Origin of the sequence: Mumia spirodelae (assembly GCF_050632745.1) — a bacterium.
Classification (GTDB): Bacteria; Actinomycetota; Actinomycetes; order Propionibacteriales; family Nocardioidaceae; genus Mumia.
The window spans coordinates 60,493-74,565 of the sequence record NZ_JBODSD010000002.1; the positions used below are offsets into that span (position 1 = coordinate 60,493).

The following is a 14,073-nucleotide window of genomic DNA, read 5'->3' on the forward strand; positions in this document are numbered from 1 at the left end:
TCAGGCTCCCGTCGGCAGGTGGAGGTAGCGGGGTGTCACCTCGAGCTCGACCTCGCACGTGGCGGTGACGACGTCCGAGCCGGCGGTGGGGAACGTGCCGCGTGTGGCGGTCTGCGCGAGCAGGTAGAGGACGTTGTCGGCGCCCGGCCACACCCGTGGGAACCCGCCCCGCGCGATCGCGGGCGAGCCGGAAGCGATACCGGCGGAGGACTCCTGCCACGTCGTGCGCTCGTCGCCGTCGAGGACCGCCGCGATGCCCGACGTGCCGACCGCCGGCGCGGCGCCGGCGCGGAACTCGAGCGTGCTCGCCCCAGATGCCGCGATCCGCGCGGAGGACACCGGGATGAGGACCAGCGCGTCGAGGCGGCCCTGGCCGGTGCCGACCGGCTTGGTCACCCCGAGCGTGAGCGAGAACTCCGCCGCACCGCCGCTCAGCCGCTTGGCGTCCGTGCCCGGTGGCAGCGTCACCTCGCCGAGGTCGACGTACGACGCCAGGAAGGATGCACCCCCGCCGGTGGCGTCGAAGATCCCCATCGCCGGGTCGGTCAGCCGCGTCGACCCGGACGCAAGCGAGACCGCCAACGTCAGCGGCGCGGTGACGTCCTTCGCCATCCGCACGTACGCCCGGTACCTGCCCGGCGCGACGGTGACGGTGCGGGTCAGCGCTGCTGCTCCGGTGGTCTCCCGGTACTGGCCGGAGACCATCGCCGCGGAGGGAGTGGAAGTGGCCGCGCCGGCCCCGCTCCACGCATCGTCGATCGGGATCACCGCCGCGTCGGCGGCCACGGCGTCGGTGAACGCCGTCACCAGCACGGCCACGTCGTTGTGCGTCCACCCGATCGAAGGCAGCAGCCGCATCTTCAGCGGTGCCGGAGCGTCACCCGGGATCGGCGGGAGCGCCACCCGGGCGGGCAGCTGGCCGGTGGGGACCACCGGCCCCGACGGGGACAGGTTCGGCGTGCCCGACCAGCCCCAGCCCACGCCGGACCCGTCGCCGTAGTCCTGGTTGACGGGCCCGAACCGGAACGCGTCCACGTACACCGGATCCGCCCACGCCGCGTTCGTCTTCGCGATCGAGATCTGCGCCGACGTCGCCGTCGCCGGCGGGGTCGCGTTCATCGACGCGAACCCGGTCGACGGGGTCGGCGAGAACGTCTCCGGGGCGGTGACGGTCGATCCGACCTGCACGCCTCCGGCGTTGTAGAACCGGACCTGCAGCCGCAGCTGCATCGTGGTCGTCGCCCCTGGCGCGCCGGGCCAGCGGTGATAGACCCCGTACTTCTGCGGGACACCGATGTCGGCGGGATCGACCGGGCACCGGTTCGCCGCCGTCTGCCGCAGCTCGCCGAGCCCCGTGATGAGGTTGAGGTTCCACCGCCCCGTCCACGACCCGACGACAGCCTGCCCGGTGACGCGCGACAGCGAGCCGACGGTGACCTCCCACCCGGTCGTCGCGGCCTCGAACGACGGGTTCGGCACCTTGTTGCGGACCACGACGGTGGACGGGTTGAGCGGGTTGTTCGCCAGCTCGTACGGGCCCATCGTGACCGGCTCCCCGTACACGAACGGGTCCGAGACCAAGGTGACGTCGACGGCGACGTAGGAGCGGTCGAGCGTCTCGCCGGTCTCCTCGTCGACGCGGACCTCCTCCCACGACAGCGCGTCCGGTGACGACTGCCACGCGTGGACCCACATCGGGTCCGAGGACGCCGTCGCCTGGAACAGCCACACCGTCTCCGCGCGCATCAGCTCTCGCGAGAGAGCCTGCAGGGCGCCGGCAGCCGAGGCCAGGTCGCCGTCGATGAACGCCCGGAACGTCACCTCGCGCTCGCGGTAGGTCACGCCGACCGCTCGCGGTGCGGCGTCGTACGCCGGCGCGCCGAGGGTGAAGTCGTCGTGACCGGTCCAGAACGGCTCCCGATCGTTGAGGTCGAGGCGAGCGGTGAACTCGCCGACGGCCTCGACGGACCGCAGGATCGGGTAGTCCGTCACCCTCGTCGCCCCCTCGCCTTGATCGCCACGTCCTTCATGCCCGCACGGGTGCCCTTCTCCGATCCGCGCTCCGTGCTCTTCTCGAACCGGTCAGGGAGCTTGTCCATCCGCTTCTCGAACCGCTCCTGCGCCCGTTCCTGGCGCGCGACGGTGCGCTCGAGGGTGGCGATCGCGCGGCCGAACTGGGCGTCGCCGGCGAACTTGGCTGCGTTGCCGATCGCGGCCTGCGCGCCGCGGTAGCGGACCTCTTCCCGCTCGATCTGCGCCGCCGAGAGGCCCGCGAACTCCTGGACGAGGGCGAGGTTCCCCGAGGCGGCGAGGTCGCGGAACAGGTTCCCGTCGAGGCCCCGCTTCCGCGCCTGCTGTAGCGCACGGTTGAAGGCGTTCGCGTCGTTGCGGTCGGCGTCGGTCTGGTTGCGGAAGTCGGCCAGTCCGCCCTCGAACGGGTCGTGGGTCAGGTTCGAGGTGACGTCGCTCATCAGGTCCGCGCGGCGGCTGTTGACCGCCTCGAGCCGCTCGCGGTTCTTGTCCAGCGCCTTGGCGTTGGCCACCAGCCGGTCACCGAGACGGTCGGCCGCCTTGTACAGGTCCGAGCCGCGGCCGAACGCTTCCTTGAAGCCGGCCAGGACCTCGTCGACCTCCGACCGCACCGCGCTGCGGTCCATCGTCGGCCGGATGTTGAACTGCCGCAGCAGCCGGACAAGGTTGATGTCGTCGTCGGGGTCCTTGTTCGTGTTCAGACCGCCGCTCGCGTACGCCTCCAGCGTGCCAAGACGTCGACCCGTCTCTCGCCAGATGTCGATCGAGCGGTCCCGCTTCGACGCCGCGAGCGGGATGTACGCCTCGCCGCCGGTCTCCGGCTCCGCCCACACCCGCCACGCGCCGGCCGGCGCGATCTGCGCGATGTGGTTCTCGCGCATGCCGCCGTTCGCGTAGTAGTCCGTAACCGACCCGTCGGCGTTCGACGTGTGCCCACCGCCGCCACCGACGCCGCTGCGGCGGACGACGACCGTCGACGTGACTGTCTGCGGGATGCTCGCCAGCTCGCTCTGCACCGTGCGGATCGTCGGCGACGCGTTGTCCACCGCCGTGAGGATCGTCCGCACCTGACGCGGGGTCAGCCCATACTGCTTCGCGAGGTCCTGGAGCTTCTTCTTCGTCGGGCTCGCACCAGCCTCGGAGACGAGGGTCTTCACCTGCTTGGGGGTCAGGCTGTACTGCTTCGCCAGGTCCCGGATCTTCGCGCGCGTCGGGTCGACACCACGCGCCTCGACCTGGGTCCGCACCAGCTCGGGGATGTTGAACATCTCGTTGACGAGCTCGCGGATCTTCGGGCCCGGGATGCCGGATGCCTTGCCGATGTCGATCAGCCGGTCACGCGAGCGCTCGAGCGACCGGGTCAGCTTCTCGACGTTCCCGTCCTCGGCGAATCCCTTCGTGGCCGCGTCGATGGTGAGCTTCGCCTGCTCCTGGATCGCGATCTGCGACCGCAGCCCCTTCTTCGTGTTCCGGTCCCACGCACCGCCGGTCTCATCGAGGGTGTCGATGAGGCCCTGCCAGCCCTCCTTCATCGCCAGCGCGGCCTTGTCGGCCTCCAGCGACGGGTCGATCACGGCGTACAGGGCGTCAGCGAGGCCGAGCGCCTGATCGGTCGCCGTCGAAGCGGAGTCGCCGAGCTCGTCGAACGCGGTCGCGGTGTTCTGGGCGGCGATGTCGGCGACGTCCTGCGCCTTCGCCATCTCGGTGACCTCGCCGATGAACCGGCCCAAGCCGATCCCGGCGATTGCCTTGTCGGTCTTGTCGGCCCACTCCTCGACATCGGAGGAGCCGAACCAGTCCTCGTAGGTGTTCTTGAGGCTGGTGACCGCCGTGTCGGCGTCGAGCCAGAAGTCCTTGTCGAGGATCCCGGCCTCGGCCTTCTTGGTGAAGTCGGCGAGGGCCTTCTCGGTTTGCTCGATCGCGTCCTTCTGCGCGGCGAGTGGGGTGTCTGACGTGACTCGGCTGAGTCGTTCGAGCGATGCCTCGAGGTCAGTGTTCGCCGACGTGAGGTCCATCGTGGCGCCGATGGTGGCGCCGATGGCGGCACCCCACGGCCCCGCCATGAGGCCAAGCGCGCCGTACATGGCGGTGTTGGACACACCGAGCTTGTCGTCTAGATCCGTGAGCGAGAGCGCGAGGACCCCCACACCGGCGCCGGCGGCGCGGAACCCCGCTCCAGCGGCGGCGCCGTTCTTCCCGCCGCCACCGATGAGGTTCAGCAGCGCTGACCCCTGCGCGGCGTTGTAGAGAGCGACGGCGCGGGAGACGGCAGAGAGGCCCGCCGCGACCCCGATGAGCACGGGCCCGGCGGGCGAGTCGGCGACAGCGGCGATCGTGTCAGCGATCGCCTTGATGACTGGCAGGGTGGCCTCGCCGACGGGCGCGGCGGCCTCGACGAGCTGCAGGAGCGCGTTCCCGACGGAGCCAAGCGTGTCTAGCGCCTTCGGCGAGACCCGCTGGACGTAGTCGAGGAACTCCTCGAACCCTTCGGTCTCCGACACGCTGTCGGTCCACTCGCGAAAGTCGCGGGCCGCGTCGCGGAGGCCACCGGAGAAGTCGTCCGACAGCGGGTCGACAGCCATCATCAGGTTCGCCAGACCCTCGGTTACGTCGCCGAGGGCATACCCCATGTCGGTGAGCGTGGGGCGGGCCTGGGTGCGGATGTAGTCGAAGAACGCGGTCCAGCGGTCAGACGCCAGCGACTCCCCGCCCTCCCGGGCCAGGTCGCCCATCGTGTCTGAGATCTCGGCGATGATCGCCTGCACCTCGGGACCGCGGGTCATCAGCGCCGTGATGCCGTCCTCGAGGCCGGGGAAGAGGCCTGCCTGGGCGGTGTCCTGGAGCGCCTGCATGTCGGGGCGGATGTCCTGGAGGAACCGCGCGAAGTCCTGCCCGGCCGGCCCGAGCTTCGACATGGCCTCGTTGAGCTTCTCGAGGTTCGCCGCGCTCGGCTCCAGCTCGTACTCGTTCAGCGCTGTCAGCGCGTCGCCGACGCCGGAGAACGCGAGGACGGCGACGCCCGCAGCGCCAGCGGCGGCGGACAGGTGGGTCGTGAGGCCAGCGAGCGCGGGGATTGCCGCGGCACCGATCGGAACTAGCGCGGGTCCGAGCGCGAGCGCGGTCTGCACCAGGTTCGACATCCGATCCGACGACGCGTCGAGGTCGCCGGCGAACGCGCGGGTCTTCGCCGAAGCACCTGCGAGCGCCCGATCGAAGTCGGAGGTGTTCGCCCGGAGCCGGACCAGGACGGAGCGATCACTCAAGGACGTCCTCCTCCTGGTGTGGTGTGGCGATGAAGACCCGGCCGTCGGACGGCCTCACCTGCCCTGGTGGGGCGTCCTTGTCGGCGTCCTTGGCGTCGTGGACGGCGTGCCAGTCACGGCGGACAAGCTCGGCGGAGACACACGCGAGGCACCGGTAGTGCCGGACGTCGTAGATTCGGCCGTCCGGCCACGCCACTGGCGACGGAGTCTCCTCGAGCTCGACGAGGGAGTCGGTGTTGCCGCACGAAGAGCAGCGGCGAGCCTCGTCGGCGACGAGCGCGAGTGCCCTCTGTTGGGTCAGGTCGTCCCACTCGGGCTCGCGCGTTACGCGAGTCGTTCCGGTGAGCCGTCCGTCGGCGTCGAAGTGCTCGTGGAGCTCGACTGGCTCCCACCCGTCGAAGCGTCGGGGGCTGACCCCGAATCGCTCTGCCGCCCGGAGCCGGCTTCTCTCGCGTTGTGAAGCGCGGAGACGAGCGACACTTTTGGGAGATCGTCGTCCTGCATGTTCACGGCGTACGCGGCACGCGTGAGCTTCAGCCACTGGACGCGCGTAGGGTCGCCGATCGTGTCGAGGATGCGCTGCCCCTCGTTGAGCAGGTCCAGCACCTCGCGGCGGTCGTGGCCGTCCGGGGGCGGGACGAGGCAGGCGAGCAGCAGCGCACCGGGGAACGTGTCGGTGTTGACACCTCGCGCGGCGTCGGCCTTGTCGTCGTCCCGCGGTGGGTGCTGCGCCGCCAGCTCGACCCACTGGGTGTTGGTGAGCGCGAAGAGCGTGACCTTCTCGGCGGTCTCGTCCGCCTCAGCACGCAGGTCGTCGTGCTCCTGCGCGAGGGCAGCAGCATCCGACTCGTCGGAGAGCCGCCTCGGGGTCTCGTTCTCGGCCTCGAACGCGGCGGCGACCCTGCCGCCAAGATCGGCCAGCCTCTGCTCGTAGTCGCCCTGGTAGAGGGTCACAACGGTGCGGCGGCGCTGCAGCGGCATGGGGTCTCCTTGGCTCGGATGGCTCGGTGGCTCGGATGGAGGTTGAGGGCGGCGGGTCCGAGCCAGGCCCGCCGCCCTCGATCAGGGGATCCGCGTCAGGCCGCGATGACGGCGTCGAGCTCGGGCTCGACGATCGGGTAGGCCATCTGCTGGATCTCGAACTCGGCCTGGGCGTCGTCGCCCGACCGGGTGCGGATCTGCTTGCCGAGGCGGACCTTCCACACCTCCGCGCGCTGGGTGGCGGCGTACGCGACACCGCGCGCGGCGAGGCCCTTGCGGACGATGAGGTAGACCTCGAGGCCCTCCTCGAGCGTCGCCTTCGCCTTGTTGTTGTCGGTCGTGTCGGCCTCCTGCGGGTCGTACACGTACCGGAGCTCGATGGCCTGGAACTCGGCGTCGCCCTCCTGCGGCAGGAGGGTGGTCGTGCACAGCCGCGGGGGAGCGGTGCCGGAGTTGAGGTTCACCGCTGCGTTGAAGTCGCGGAGGAAGCACGACACGTCGACCGACGTGACGGCGTTGATCTCGGTCGCGAGCTTCGGCGCGGCGACGTCGGCGACGGACAGGACCGCCTTGACCTTGACGTTGCCCTTGTACCTGGTCGCCTCGGGGTAGATGACGCTCATGACTGGCCCTCCTCGGGCTTCGACCCGGCGGTGTCGTCGGGGTTGGGGGTGGTGGCCGCTGCGCCGCCCTTGGGGACGCGAGGCTTGATGGGCCGCCCGTTCTTGCGGCGGGCGCTGAGGGGCCGACCGTTCGCGTCGGTGGCCGGGACGTCGACGACCTCCAGGCCGTTCGACTTGGCGAGCGCAGCCGACACCGTCACGACGACGTCGCTGTCCTCGCCCTGCAAGACGGAGACGAACTCGGGCATGGAGACTCCCTGCATTCCGGGTGTGCGTGACCCGCCCGGCCGGTACGGTCGGCGGATGGACGTTCGGATCGGCGCGCTCGCGTTCGTGGGGCTGCTCATCGCTGCGGCGGTGGTGACGCTGATGCCCGCGTCGGCCGGCATGATCGACTGCGGTCGGTGGTGGGCAGACGGTCCCAGTGGCGCGGTCGGCGAGGCAGTCTGCGACGGCCCGCGCCAGACCCGCATGTGGTGGTCCCTCGGGCTGCTCGTCGCGGCGTTCGTTGTCCCGCGCGCGATCACGTTCGTCGCCGGACGCGGACGGGAGCGCCAGCCGTTCTAGAGCGAGATCTCGTACCGGTCGCCGAGGTAGAAGATGCGACCGCCGCCCGGCCGGGTGTAGGTGTCGTCCGCGCGGGGCGCTACGTCGGCGTCCAGCAGCGTCAGCGGGCCGGCCTTCGGCCCCACCGTGGCGAGCGTGACACCATCGAGCCGTGCGCGGGTCTGCTCGACCACCCACAGCACCTGCTCGACGCTCTCGCCGACGTTGCCGACGGTGAACGGCACCACGGCGGGTCGGGGTCCCGCGCACAGGCGCTCGTTGGGGTTCGGGTCGCCGGCGCCGACGTACACGACGGCGTACGGCAGGTCGGCGAGGATCACCTTCTCGGCCTCGTCGACCTTCACTTCGCCGTCCCACACGCCCGCGAGACCGGCCGGCGCGAGGAGCGCGAGCACGCCTTCACGTACGGCGTTGCTCACGACGCGTCCGTTCCGAGCACCGAGTCCTCGGCTGCGTCGCCGAGCTTCTCGACGATGATCGGCGTCTCGCGGCGCAGCGCTGCGGTGTGATCCATGACCGGGGCGCTCCGGGGGGTTCCGAACGCGGCGATCGCCGCCAGGTTGCCCTGCCCCTCCTTGTCGAAGCCGATCTCGTAGTCGAACTGGCCGAGCTTGTCGTACGAGACGGGCATCGGGAGCCCGGAGAGGAAGTTGTGCCCGCGGGCGTCGTCGCGCATCCCGCGCTTGATCTTGTTCGCGCCCACGTACAGGACCTGACCGGCGCGGGTGCGCAGCCGCCCTTCGGCGCGGGACAGGTCGACAGCGAGCCGGTCGACCTCGGAGGTGTCGAACTCGATGGTCATCCGCTCACCTCCGTCAGCTGGAACCGGCGCGTGGTCGCGTGGGTCTTGCCCGTCCGCTGGGTGACCGTCGGCGCGCGTCCCACGAGAGCGGGGTCGTGGCGGCACGTGTCGATGTGCACGACGTCGTTGACGGCGACCGCCGCCGACGAGCCGGCGGTGATGGCGGGGTGTGCAGCGACGGGGAGCTGGAGCTCGGCGACGAGCTGCACGACCTGCCGTTCACCGGCCCTGGCGACGTTTGCGACCACCGACCGCACCTGGATCCGGCACGGTCCCGCGTACACGGTGACCCGCGGCGGGTCGAGGTAGCGCCCGGTGCCGTGGTCGAACGGGCGTGGCCCGGTGCCGGGCCGGGTGATCGTGCACGTGTCGTCGAGGGTGGACTCCGCGACGTCGCGTAGCTCGCCGACCTCGGCGTCGGAGAGCATCACGGCCTCGCCACGCCGAGGCGGATCGTGCCCGCCCGCCGCCGCGGCCGGCCGCTGAGGATGTCGACGATCTCGTCGCGCTCCTCGTCGGTGAGGTAGACGCCGAGGTCCTCTCCGGCGCCTTCACGGCGGACGGTCCTGCTTGTGTCGTCGAACGCTGTCGTGACCGAGGTGTAGCCGTCGGCGTCCCTCAGCCCCCGCGCGGCGACCTCGAGGGTGATCGCACGGATCCGCACCGGGACGGGGAAGATTTCGCCGGTGACCTCGGAGACGATCCCGTTCGCCAGCTCCACGTAGAGCGTTGTGGTCGCGGAGTCGGGGACGACGTTGCGGCCCGGGAGGTAGGCGGCGAGGTCGTCACCGGTGATGATGTCGGCCATCTCGCCGCCTACCTTCCTGGGTCAGTCGTCCGAGGACGTGTCGTCGCCGGTGTCGTCCGAGCCCGCCGTGCGGGCGTCGTCGGCGACCAGGGCGCCGACGAGGGCGTCCTTGTTGGTCCCCTCGACGACGATCTGGTCGCCCTCCTCGCGGTCGGCGTTGCGCAGGTCGATCTCCTCCTGCAGCTTCGCCTTCGTGAGGCTGGCGTACCCCGGCTCGTCGTCGGAGTCGAAGCCGGGCACGACACCGTCGACCCACGCCTTCGGGTTCGTGATCTGCTCGGCGTACTCCCGGGGCGGCACGTCGCCGGCCGCGAACACGCGGTCGCCGACCTGCACGTACGTTGCGAGCTTCGGCGCGCCCATCAGAGCACGTCCGCCACGAACGAGAGGTCCGCGTTGGCGAGGACCGGCATGCCGATCGCGTCGCCGTAGACCTCGGCGATCATCGGGGGCTTCTCGTTGCGGAAGACACCGGCGACGACGCCCGGCTGCTCCGAGTCCTCGATGCCCCAGTCGGCCTCGACCGACGAGAGGGTGCGCCCGAGGAACGTCGCCCCGAGCTCGGTGTCCTCCCACGCGTCGGTCTCGACCGGCGCCGGGAGCAGGAGGAACCGGTCGTCGGAGAGGACCTTGGTCTTCGCCCCAGCGATCTGCACGTTGCGGTTGTACGTGTAGATCGGCGGCAGGCCGTTCTCCTCCATGAGCCGGTTGACGTCGGCGACCGTCGCCGGCCGCGACACCCCGTTGAGGAGGCCGTTGGCGAACTGCGAGAGCTTCGCCATCGCCCGCAGCACACGGGTCGAGGTGACGATCGAGCCCGGCTGCTCGCCGTTCGCGGCCTCGTACGTGTCGCACCAGCCCTGGATCTGCCCGAGGGCGTCAGTCCCGACGACCGACCACAGTGCCGGAGCGGTGACCGTGTGACCGGCCGACCGCCCGAAGTCGTCGTCCATGAAGCCGGGCACGGTGGCCCGGCCCGTCTGGAGGACGACGCCGCGCTGCCACTCCAGCGCGTCGGCGATCGCCCGGACGACGATGTCGGTCGTCTTGCGGATCGTGACGAGCACCGCGTCGTCGGACTGGTTGGCGTTCAGAGCCCGGAGCTGGTTGTACTCCGAGACCGGGATGAACCGGCCAAGAGCGGGCAGCTCGAGCGTGACGCGCTTGCCGGACGGCCCCTTGCCGGCCTTCGGCTCGGCGTCGTAGGCGCGGAAGTCCGCGACGTCGATGAGGCCGGTCGAGCCGGCGACGAACCGCGCGACGATGTCGGGGACGGTCCGGTTCGGTAGCCAGCGCGCCAGGGTGCCCTTGCGCGCCTCGTAGTCGGCCAGGCTCGCCCGCGCGTACCCCGTGAGGGTGGCGGGGTCGATGATGTCTGTCCACAGAGCCATGTTTCAGACCCCTCTCAGATGAAGACGAACGTCGTGGCGGCCGACTTGGCGGCAGCCGTGGGCGGGGTGAACGAGACCGGCAGCTTCGCCGAGACGACGCGGCCGTGGTCGATGACCGGCACCGCGAAGTCGTTCGTGCCGACGACCGGCTGGTCGGTCAGCACGAAGCCCGCGAGCACGCCGGCGCCGGTGACGGTGCCCTCCGTCGCGTCGTACGGGACGAGGACGCCGCCGACCTTCGCGACGGGGAGGCCGGACGGGATGTACCCGTTGGGGTAGTGCGTGCCGGCGGTGAAGGCGCTGATGTCCAGCAGCTCGGTGCGGGCATTCGCGATGCCGTGGTTCGAGCCCAGCCAGGACAGGTCACCAGCGCCGATGGTCTCGGTCTTGAGACGAGGCATGATTCCTCCTAGGAACCGTTGGTGGTGGTGGTCTTGCGGCGCGAGTCCTCGAACATCTGACGGCCTGCCGCGACGCCGGAGGCTCCTGCGCCTCCGCCGCGGCGACCGCCGCCGAAGTCGTACTCGCGCTTGCCCTTGTCCTTGTCGGCTGGGGCGATCGTCTTGACGAGCGCGGCCACCTTGTCGGTGTCCACGTCGCCGCTCTCGGTGACGAGCTTCGAGAGGTCGATGGTGTCGATGAGCGCCTCGCGGCTGTTGCTGTCGAGGTGCTCCAGGCGCGCCTCGAGCGCGGCGCGGGCGAGCCGAGGGGCGGCCTCGGCTCGGGCCTCCTTGCGGCCCTGCTCCTTCGCGTCCTCGATCGCCTTGTCGGCGTCGGAGAGCTGCCCGCGCTTCAGGGTCGCGAGCTCGGAGAGGTCGGTGACGACCTCGTCCGGGTTCTTCTTCCCGGTCTTGGTCTGCCACTCCTTCGAGCGGCCCTCGTGCTTGCGGGCCTGGTGCTTCCAGTAGGCCGCCTGCTCCTCGGGCTTCATGTCGTCGACCGGGGTGTCCTTGGGGAACCCGAGGTCGTCTCCGCCCTTGTCGTCGTCGCCGCCCTTGTCGTCCGTGTCGCCCTTGTCGTCGTTCGACGGGTCGCCGCCCATGATCGGGAACCGTGCGCGACCGCGCTTGTCGACGTAGAGAGCGCGCAGCGGTTGGCCGGTGAGTGGGTGGACGAGGGTCGGGTGGAGGGGCAGGGTGATCGGCTCGAGCATGTTGACTCCCATGTCGGGGTTGGTGCCCGGCTGCCCATGGCGGGCGTGCCGGGCGGGGGATCAGGCGGCCGACTCGGTGATGCGTCGAAGTCGGGCGACGAGGTTGCGCTGGTAGGCCAGCGGGCCGGAGACGTCCTCTCCGGCGGCTGCCCGCTGCTCGAGGGTGTCGAGCACGGGGAGGAGCTTGTCGAGCATCCGGGCGGCACGGTCGGGGTCGTCCTCGAGCGCGACCTCGGTCGGGCCACGGAAGGCGTCGCCCGCCTTGGTGAGGACGGGGCCGAACTCGCCGTGCTCGTTGACGGTGTACCGGGTCTTGCGGAGGTCGTCCGCGGCCGTGGAGCCAGCGTCGGCGTACAGCCGCTCCAGGTCCTCACGGTTCAGGGACAGCCCTGGGTCGTCGTCGCCGACGATCGGCAGGGTGGTGCACTGGCACGACGGCGGGTGGATCGGCATCAGGTCGCCGCGGCGGTAGATCCGGTCCGACGCCGCGATGCATAGCCCGCAGGTGCCGGTCTCCGACAGCTCGGGGCGGATGACCCGCCGGTAGCGGGCGACGTCGAGGCCCCGCATCGTCTCGACCTGCGTGGAGCGTCCGACGAGGAGGATGTCGCTGGTGACGAGCCCGCCGGCGCGCAGCACGGCCGCCTGCCGCGCCTGGTCCTCGGTCTTCCCGACCGCGATCGCGCGCCGGTACGCCTCGGCCGGGCGGGTGTGCACGAGCGACAGGTCGACGCCGTTGCGGACCGGCGGGAGGTCGATGCTCGGGATCTGCACCGACGTCCCCCGCAGGGCGGCGATGACGTTCGCGACGTACTGCCCGTACAGCCCCTGCGTGGCGTCCTGCGCCGCCTGGGAGAGGTTCGCGACCTCGGCGGCGAGCGCGGCGACCAGCGCGGTGGAGTACCAGTCTTGGAACTGCTCCCACAACGTCTGCGCTCGCCCTGCGGCGGTCGCCTTCAGCTGGGCGGCGGCGTACGACGAGGACGCGACCCAGGTGGTGATCTCGGCCTCGGTCGAGGTGTCCATCAGCTCGCCGGTGGCGGCGGGGTGGGCTGCTGGAACAGCAGGTCGCGACCGCGGAGGGTGCGGAGGTTCTGGACCTCGGCCGGCGGGTACTGCCAGATGTCGGTCCAGATGGACTCGGTCGGCAGCGTGCCCGTGGCCTTCGCTGAGGCGTCGGCCTTCTCCGTCAGCGAGAACCTCTGCAGCGGCCCCCAGATCGGTTCGATCTGCGACCGGTCGGCACGCTTCTTGTCCTCGGGCTCGTCGCTGAAGGCGAACATCAGCTCCATCACCCCCGCCCAGGGCGACGCGACGCGGTCGCGTCGGTCCTCGACCTTGAAGGTGTGCTCCTCGCGGAGCAGCGCGGCGCCTTCGGCCGACCCCGAGGCGGCGTCGGGGGTGATGGTGTGGAGCATCGTCGAGGTCGTCGCGGCGAGCCGCTCGAGGTCGTGCTTGACGGCGTTCGTCACCTGGGAGATGTCGGCCGGGGACGACTCCCAGAACTCGGCGTCGGCCGGGACCTGCCACAGCGCGTCCGGGGCGGAGACGAACACGTCGGTGTAGTCGACCTCGTTGCCCTGCTCGTCGGTCTCGGGCAGACCCTTGATCGCACGCTGGCGGTGGGCCTGGATCTTGATCAGCCACCACTCGGACGCGACCTTGTCGTTGATCCGGTCGAGGGTCGGCAGGTGACCTTCGTACTCGCCACGGCCGAACCGGTTCCGGAAGTGCACGATCGCGAGCCGGCCGTCGGGGACGTCCTGAGACATCTCCTCGTCCCAGTACCACCGCTCCGACATCGACCACATGCCGCCGTCGGTGATCGACGTCCGGCCCGGCTTGCGTGCGACGAGGACCTTGCCCGGCAGGTGCAGGTAGGCGACGTCCTCGGTGTCCCACTCGTCGCGGAACATCTTCAGCCCCGCGAGGCTCTCGCCTGTCGCAGGATCGTCGTGGGTGATCGTCTGGAGGGCGTCCTCGGCGGTCATCAGCGGGTACGGCCGCGCGCTCGACGGCGGAGTGACGATCGCGTACGCGTCGGCGTGCGCGAGGAAGCACTCGTGGACCTCGCGGATCTTCACCGACATGCCGTTGAGCCGCATCAGCTCGCGGGCGCGCTGGTCGCCCATCTCGTCGTCCGCGGCCGCCGTACGGAAGTCGCGCAGGTTCATCCGGTTCGCCGTCGACGAGATCAGGAGGTCGGCGGCGTTGAGCGAGCCCTTGCGGATGAACTCGCGCACGTGGGCCTTCCACTCGTTCGCGACCCGGTCGAGCGGCGGCTCGCCCCGCAGGTAGTCGTCGAGGCGCTGCACTCCAGGCCGGATCCGAAGCGGCTTCGTGTTCCGCTGGTGCCAGACCTTGCTGCCCTGCCGGCCGACGCGGCGGTCGTGCAGCTGAGTCGCGAGTCGCTTGAAGATCCGACCCGCGGGGGTCTCGACGTCCATCACGAGG

General features: G+C 70.7%; 16 protein-coding genes. 1 reads left to right on the forward strand and 15 read right to left on the reverse strand.

Features of this window, described 5'->3' with window-relative positions; all coding sequences use genetic code 11:
• The 5 genes from ACQSSQ_RS09675 to ACQSSQ_RS09695 all read right to left on the reverse strand — a co-directional run bounded on the left by ACQSSQ_RS09675 (position 1) and on the right by ACQSSQ_RS09695 (position 7,146).
• Positions 1-1,992 (reverse strand): hypothetical protein, encoded by a 1,992-nt coding sequence (locus ACQSSQ_RS09675; protein WP_431326864.1) that lies wholly within the window; start codon positions 1,990-1,992, stop codon positions 1-3.
• Complete coding sequence (locus ACQSSQ_RS09680; protein WP_431326865.1) at positions 1,989-5,294, reverse strand: phage tail tape measure protein; 3,306 nt, start codon at positions 5,292-5,294, stop codon at positions 1,989-1,991. The genes ACQSSQ_RS09675 and ACQSSQ_RS09680 overlap by 4 nt, the downstream gene beginning before the upstream one ends.
• 324 nt (positions 5,295-5,618) lie before the next feature.
• Complete coding sequence (locus ACQSSQ_RS09685) at positions 5,619-6,275, reverse strand: hypothetical protein (RefSeq protein ID WP_431326866.1); 657 nt, start codon at positions 6,273-6,275, stop codon at positions 5,619-5,621.
• A 95-nt stretch (positions 6,276-6,370) separates the two neighbouring features.
• Positions 6,371-6,898, reverse strand: coding sequence for a phage tail tube protein (locus tag ACQSSQ_RS09690; RefSeq protein ID WP_431326867.1), 528 nt, complete (start codon positions 6,896-6,898; stop codon positions 6,371-6,373).
• Positions 6,895-7,146, reverse strand: a complete 252-nt coding sequence (locus ACQSSQ_RS09695) for a hypothetical protein (RefSeq protein WP_431326868.1) — start codon at positions 7,144-7,146, stop codon at positions 6,895-6,897. The genes ACQSSQ_RS09690 and ACQSSQ_RS09695 overlap by 4 nt, the downstream gene beginning before the upstream one ends.
• 55 nt (positions 7,147-7,201) lie before the next feature.
• Between ACQSSQ_RS09695 and ACQSSQ_RS09700 the strand changes: the two genes are divergently transcribed.
• Positions 7,202-7,465, forward strand: a complete 264-nt coding sequence (locus ACQSSQ_RS09700) for a hypothetical protein (RefSeq protein WP_431326869.1) — start codon at positions 7,202-7,204, stop codon at positions 7,463-7,465.
• Here the strand turns inward: ACQSSQ_RS09700 and ACQSSQ_RS09705 are convergent.
• From ACQSSQ_RS09705 to ACQSSQ_RS09750, 10 genes are read right to left on the reverse strand one after another with little or no spacing between them, the layout of a single operon-like run.
• Positions 7,462-7,884, reverse strand: coding sequence for a hypothetical protein (locus tag ACQSSQ_RS09705; protein ID WP_431326870.1), 423 nt, complete (start codon positions 7,882-7,884; stop codon positions 7,462-7,464). The two genes, ACQSSQ_RS09700 and ACQSSQ_RS09705, sit on opposite strands and share 4 nt — an antisense overlap.
• Entirely contained in the window at positions 7,881-8,267 is a 387-nt protein-coding gene (locus tag ACQSSQ_RS09710; protein WP_431326871.1) for a hypothetical protein, read from the reverse strand. The genes ACQSSQ_RS09705 and ACQSSQ_RS09710 overlap by 4 nt, the downstream gene beginning before the upstream one ends.
• Positions 8,264-8,695, reverse strand: coding sequence for a DUF6093 family protein (locus ACQSSQ_RS09715; RefSeq protein ID WP_431327981.1), 432 nt, complete (start codon positions 8,693-8,695; stop codon positions 8,264-8,266). Before ACQSSQ_RS09715 ends, ACQSSQ_RS09710 begins: the two co-directional genes overlap by 4 nt.
• Positions 8,695-9,075, reverse strand: a complete 381-nt coding sequence (locus tag ACQSSQ_RS09720; RefSeq protein WP_431326872.1) for a hypothetical protein — start codon at positions 9,073-9,075, stop codon at positions 8,695-8,697. Before ACQSSQ_RS09720 ends, ACQSSQ_RS09715 begins: the two co-directional genes overlap by 1 nt.
• Positions 9,076-9,096: 21 nt before the next feature.
• Positions 9,097-9,438: a hypothetical protein gene (locus tag ACQSSQ_RS09725; protein ID WP_431326873.1), complete on the reverse strand. Its 342-nt coding sequence runs from the start codon at positions 9,436-9,438 to the stop codon at positions 9,097-9,099.
• Entirely contained in the window at positions 9,438-10,466 is a 1,029-nt protein-coding gene (locus ACQSSQ_RS09730; protein WP_431326874.1) for a major capsid protein, read from the reverse strand. The genes ACQSSQ_RS09725 and ACQSSQ_RS09730 overlap by 1 nt, the downstream gene beginning before the upstream one ends.
• 14 nt (positions 10,467-10,480) lie before the next feature.
• A complete protein-coding gene (locus ACQSSQ_RS09735) occupies positions 10,481-10,867 on the reverse strand; it encodes a hypothetical protein (RefSeq protein ID WP_431326875.1) in 387 nt (128 codons plus the stop codon).
• A gap of 8 nt (positions 10,868-10,875) precedes the next feature.
• A complete protein-coding gene (locus ACQSSQ_RS09740; RefSeq protein ID WP_431326876.1) occupies positions 10,876-11,619 on the reverse strand; it encodes a hypothetical protein in 744 nt (247 codons plus the stop codon).
• A 60-nt stretch (positions 11,620-11,679) separates the two neighbouring features.
• A complete protein-coding gene (locus ACQSSQ_RS09745) occupies positions 11,680-12,645 on the reverse strand; it encodes a hypothetical protein (RefSeq protein WP_431326877.1) in 966 nt (321 codons plus the stop codon).
• The gene (locus ACQSSQ_RS09750; RefSeq protein ID WP_431326878.1) at positions 12,645-14,066 is read right to left on the reverse strand and encodes a phage portal protein; all 1,422 of its coding nucleotides are present in this window, start codon (positions 14,064-14,066) and stop codon (positions 12,645-12,647) included. The genes ACQSSQ_RS09745 and ACQSSQ_RS09750 overlap by 1 nt, the downstream gene beginning before the upstream one ends.
• Between the last annotated feature and the right edge of the window lie 7 nt (positions 14,067-14,073).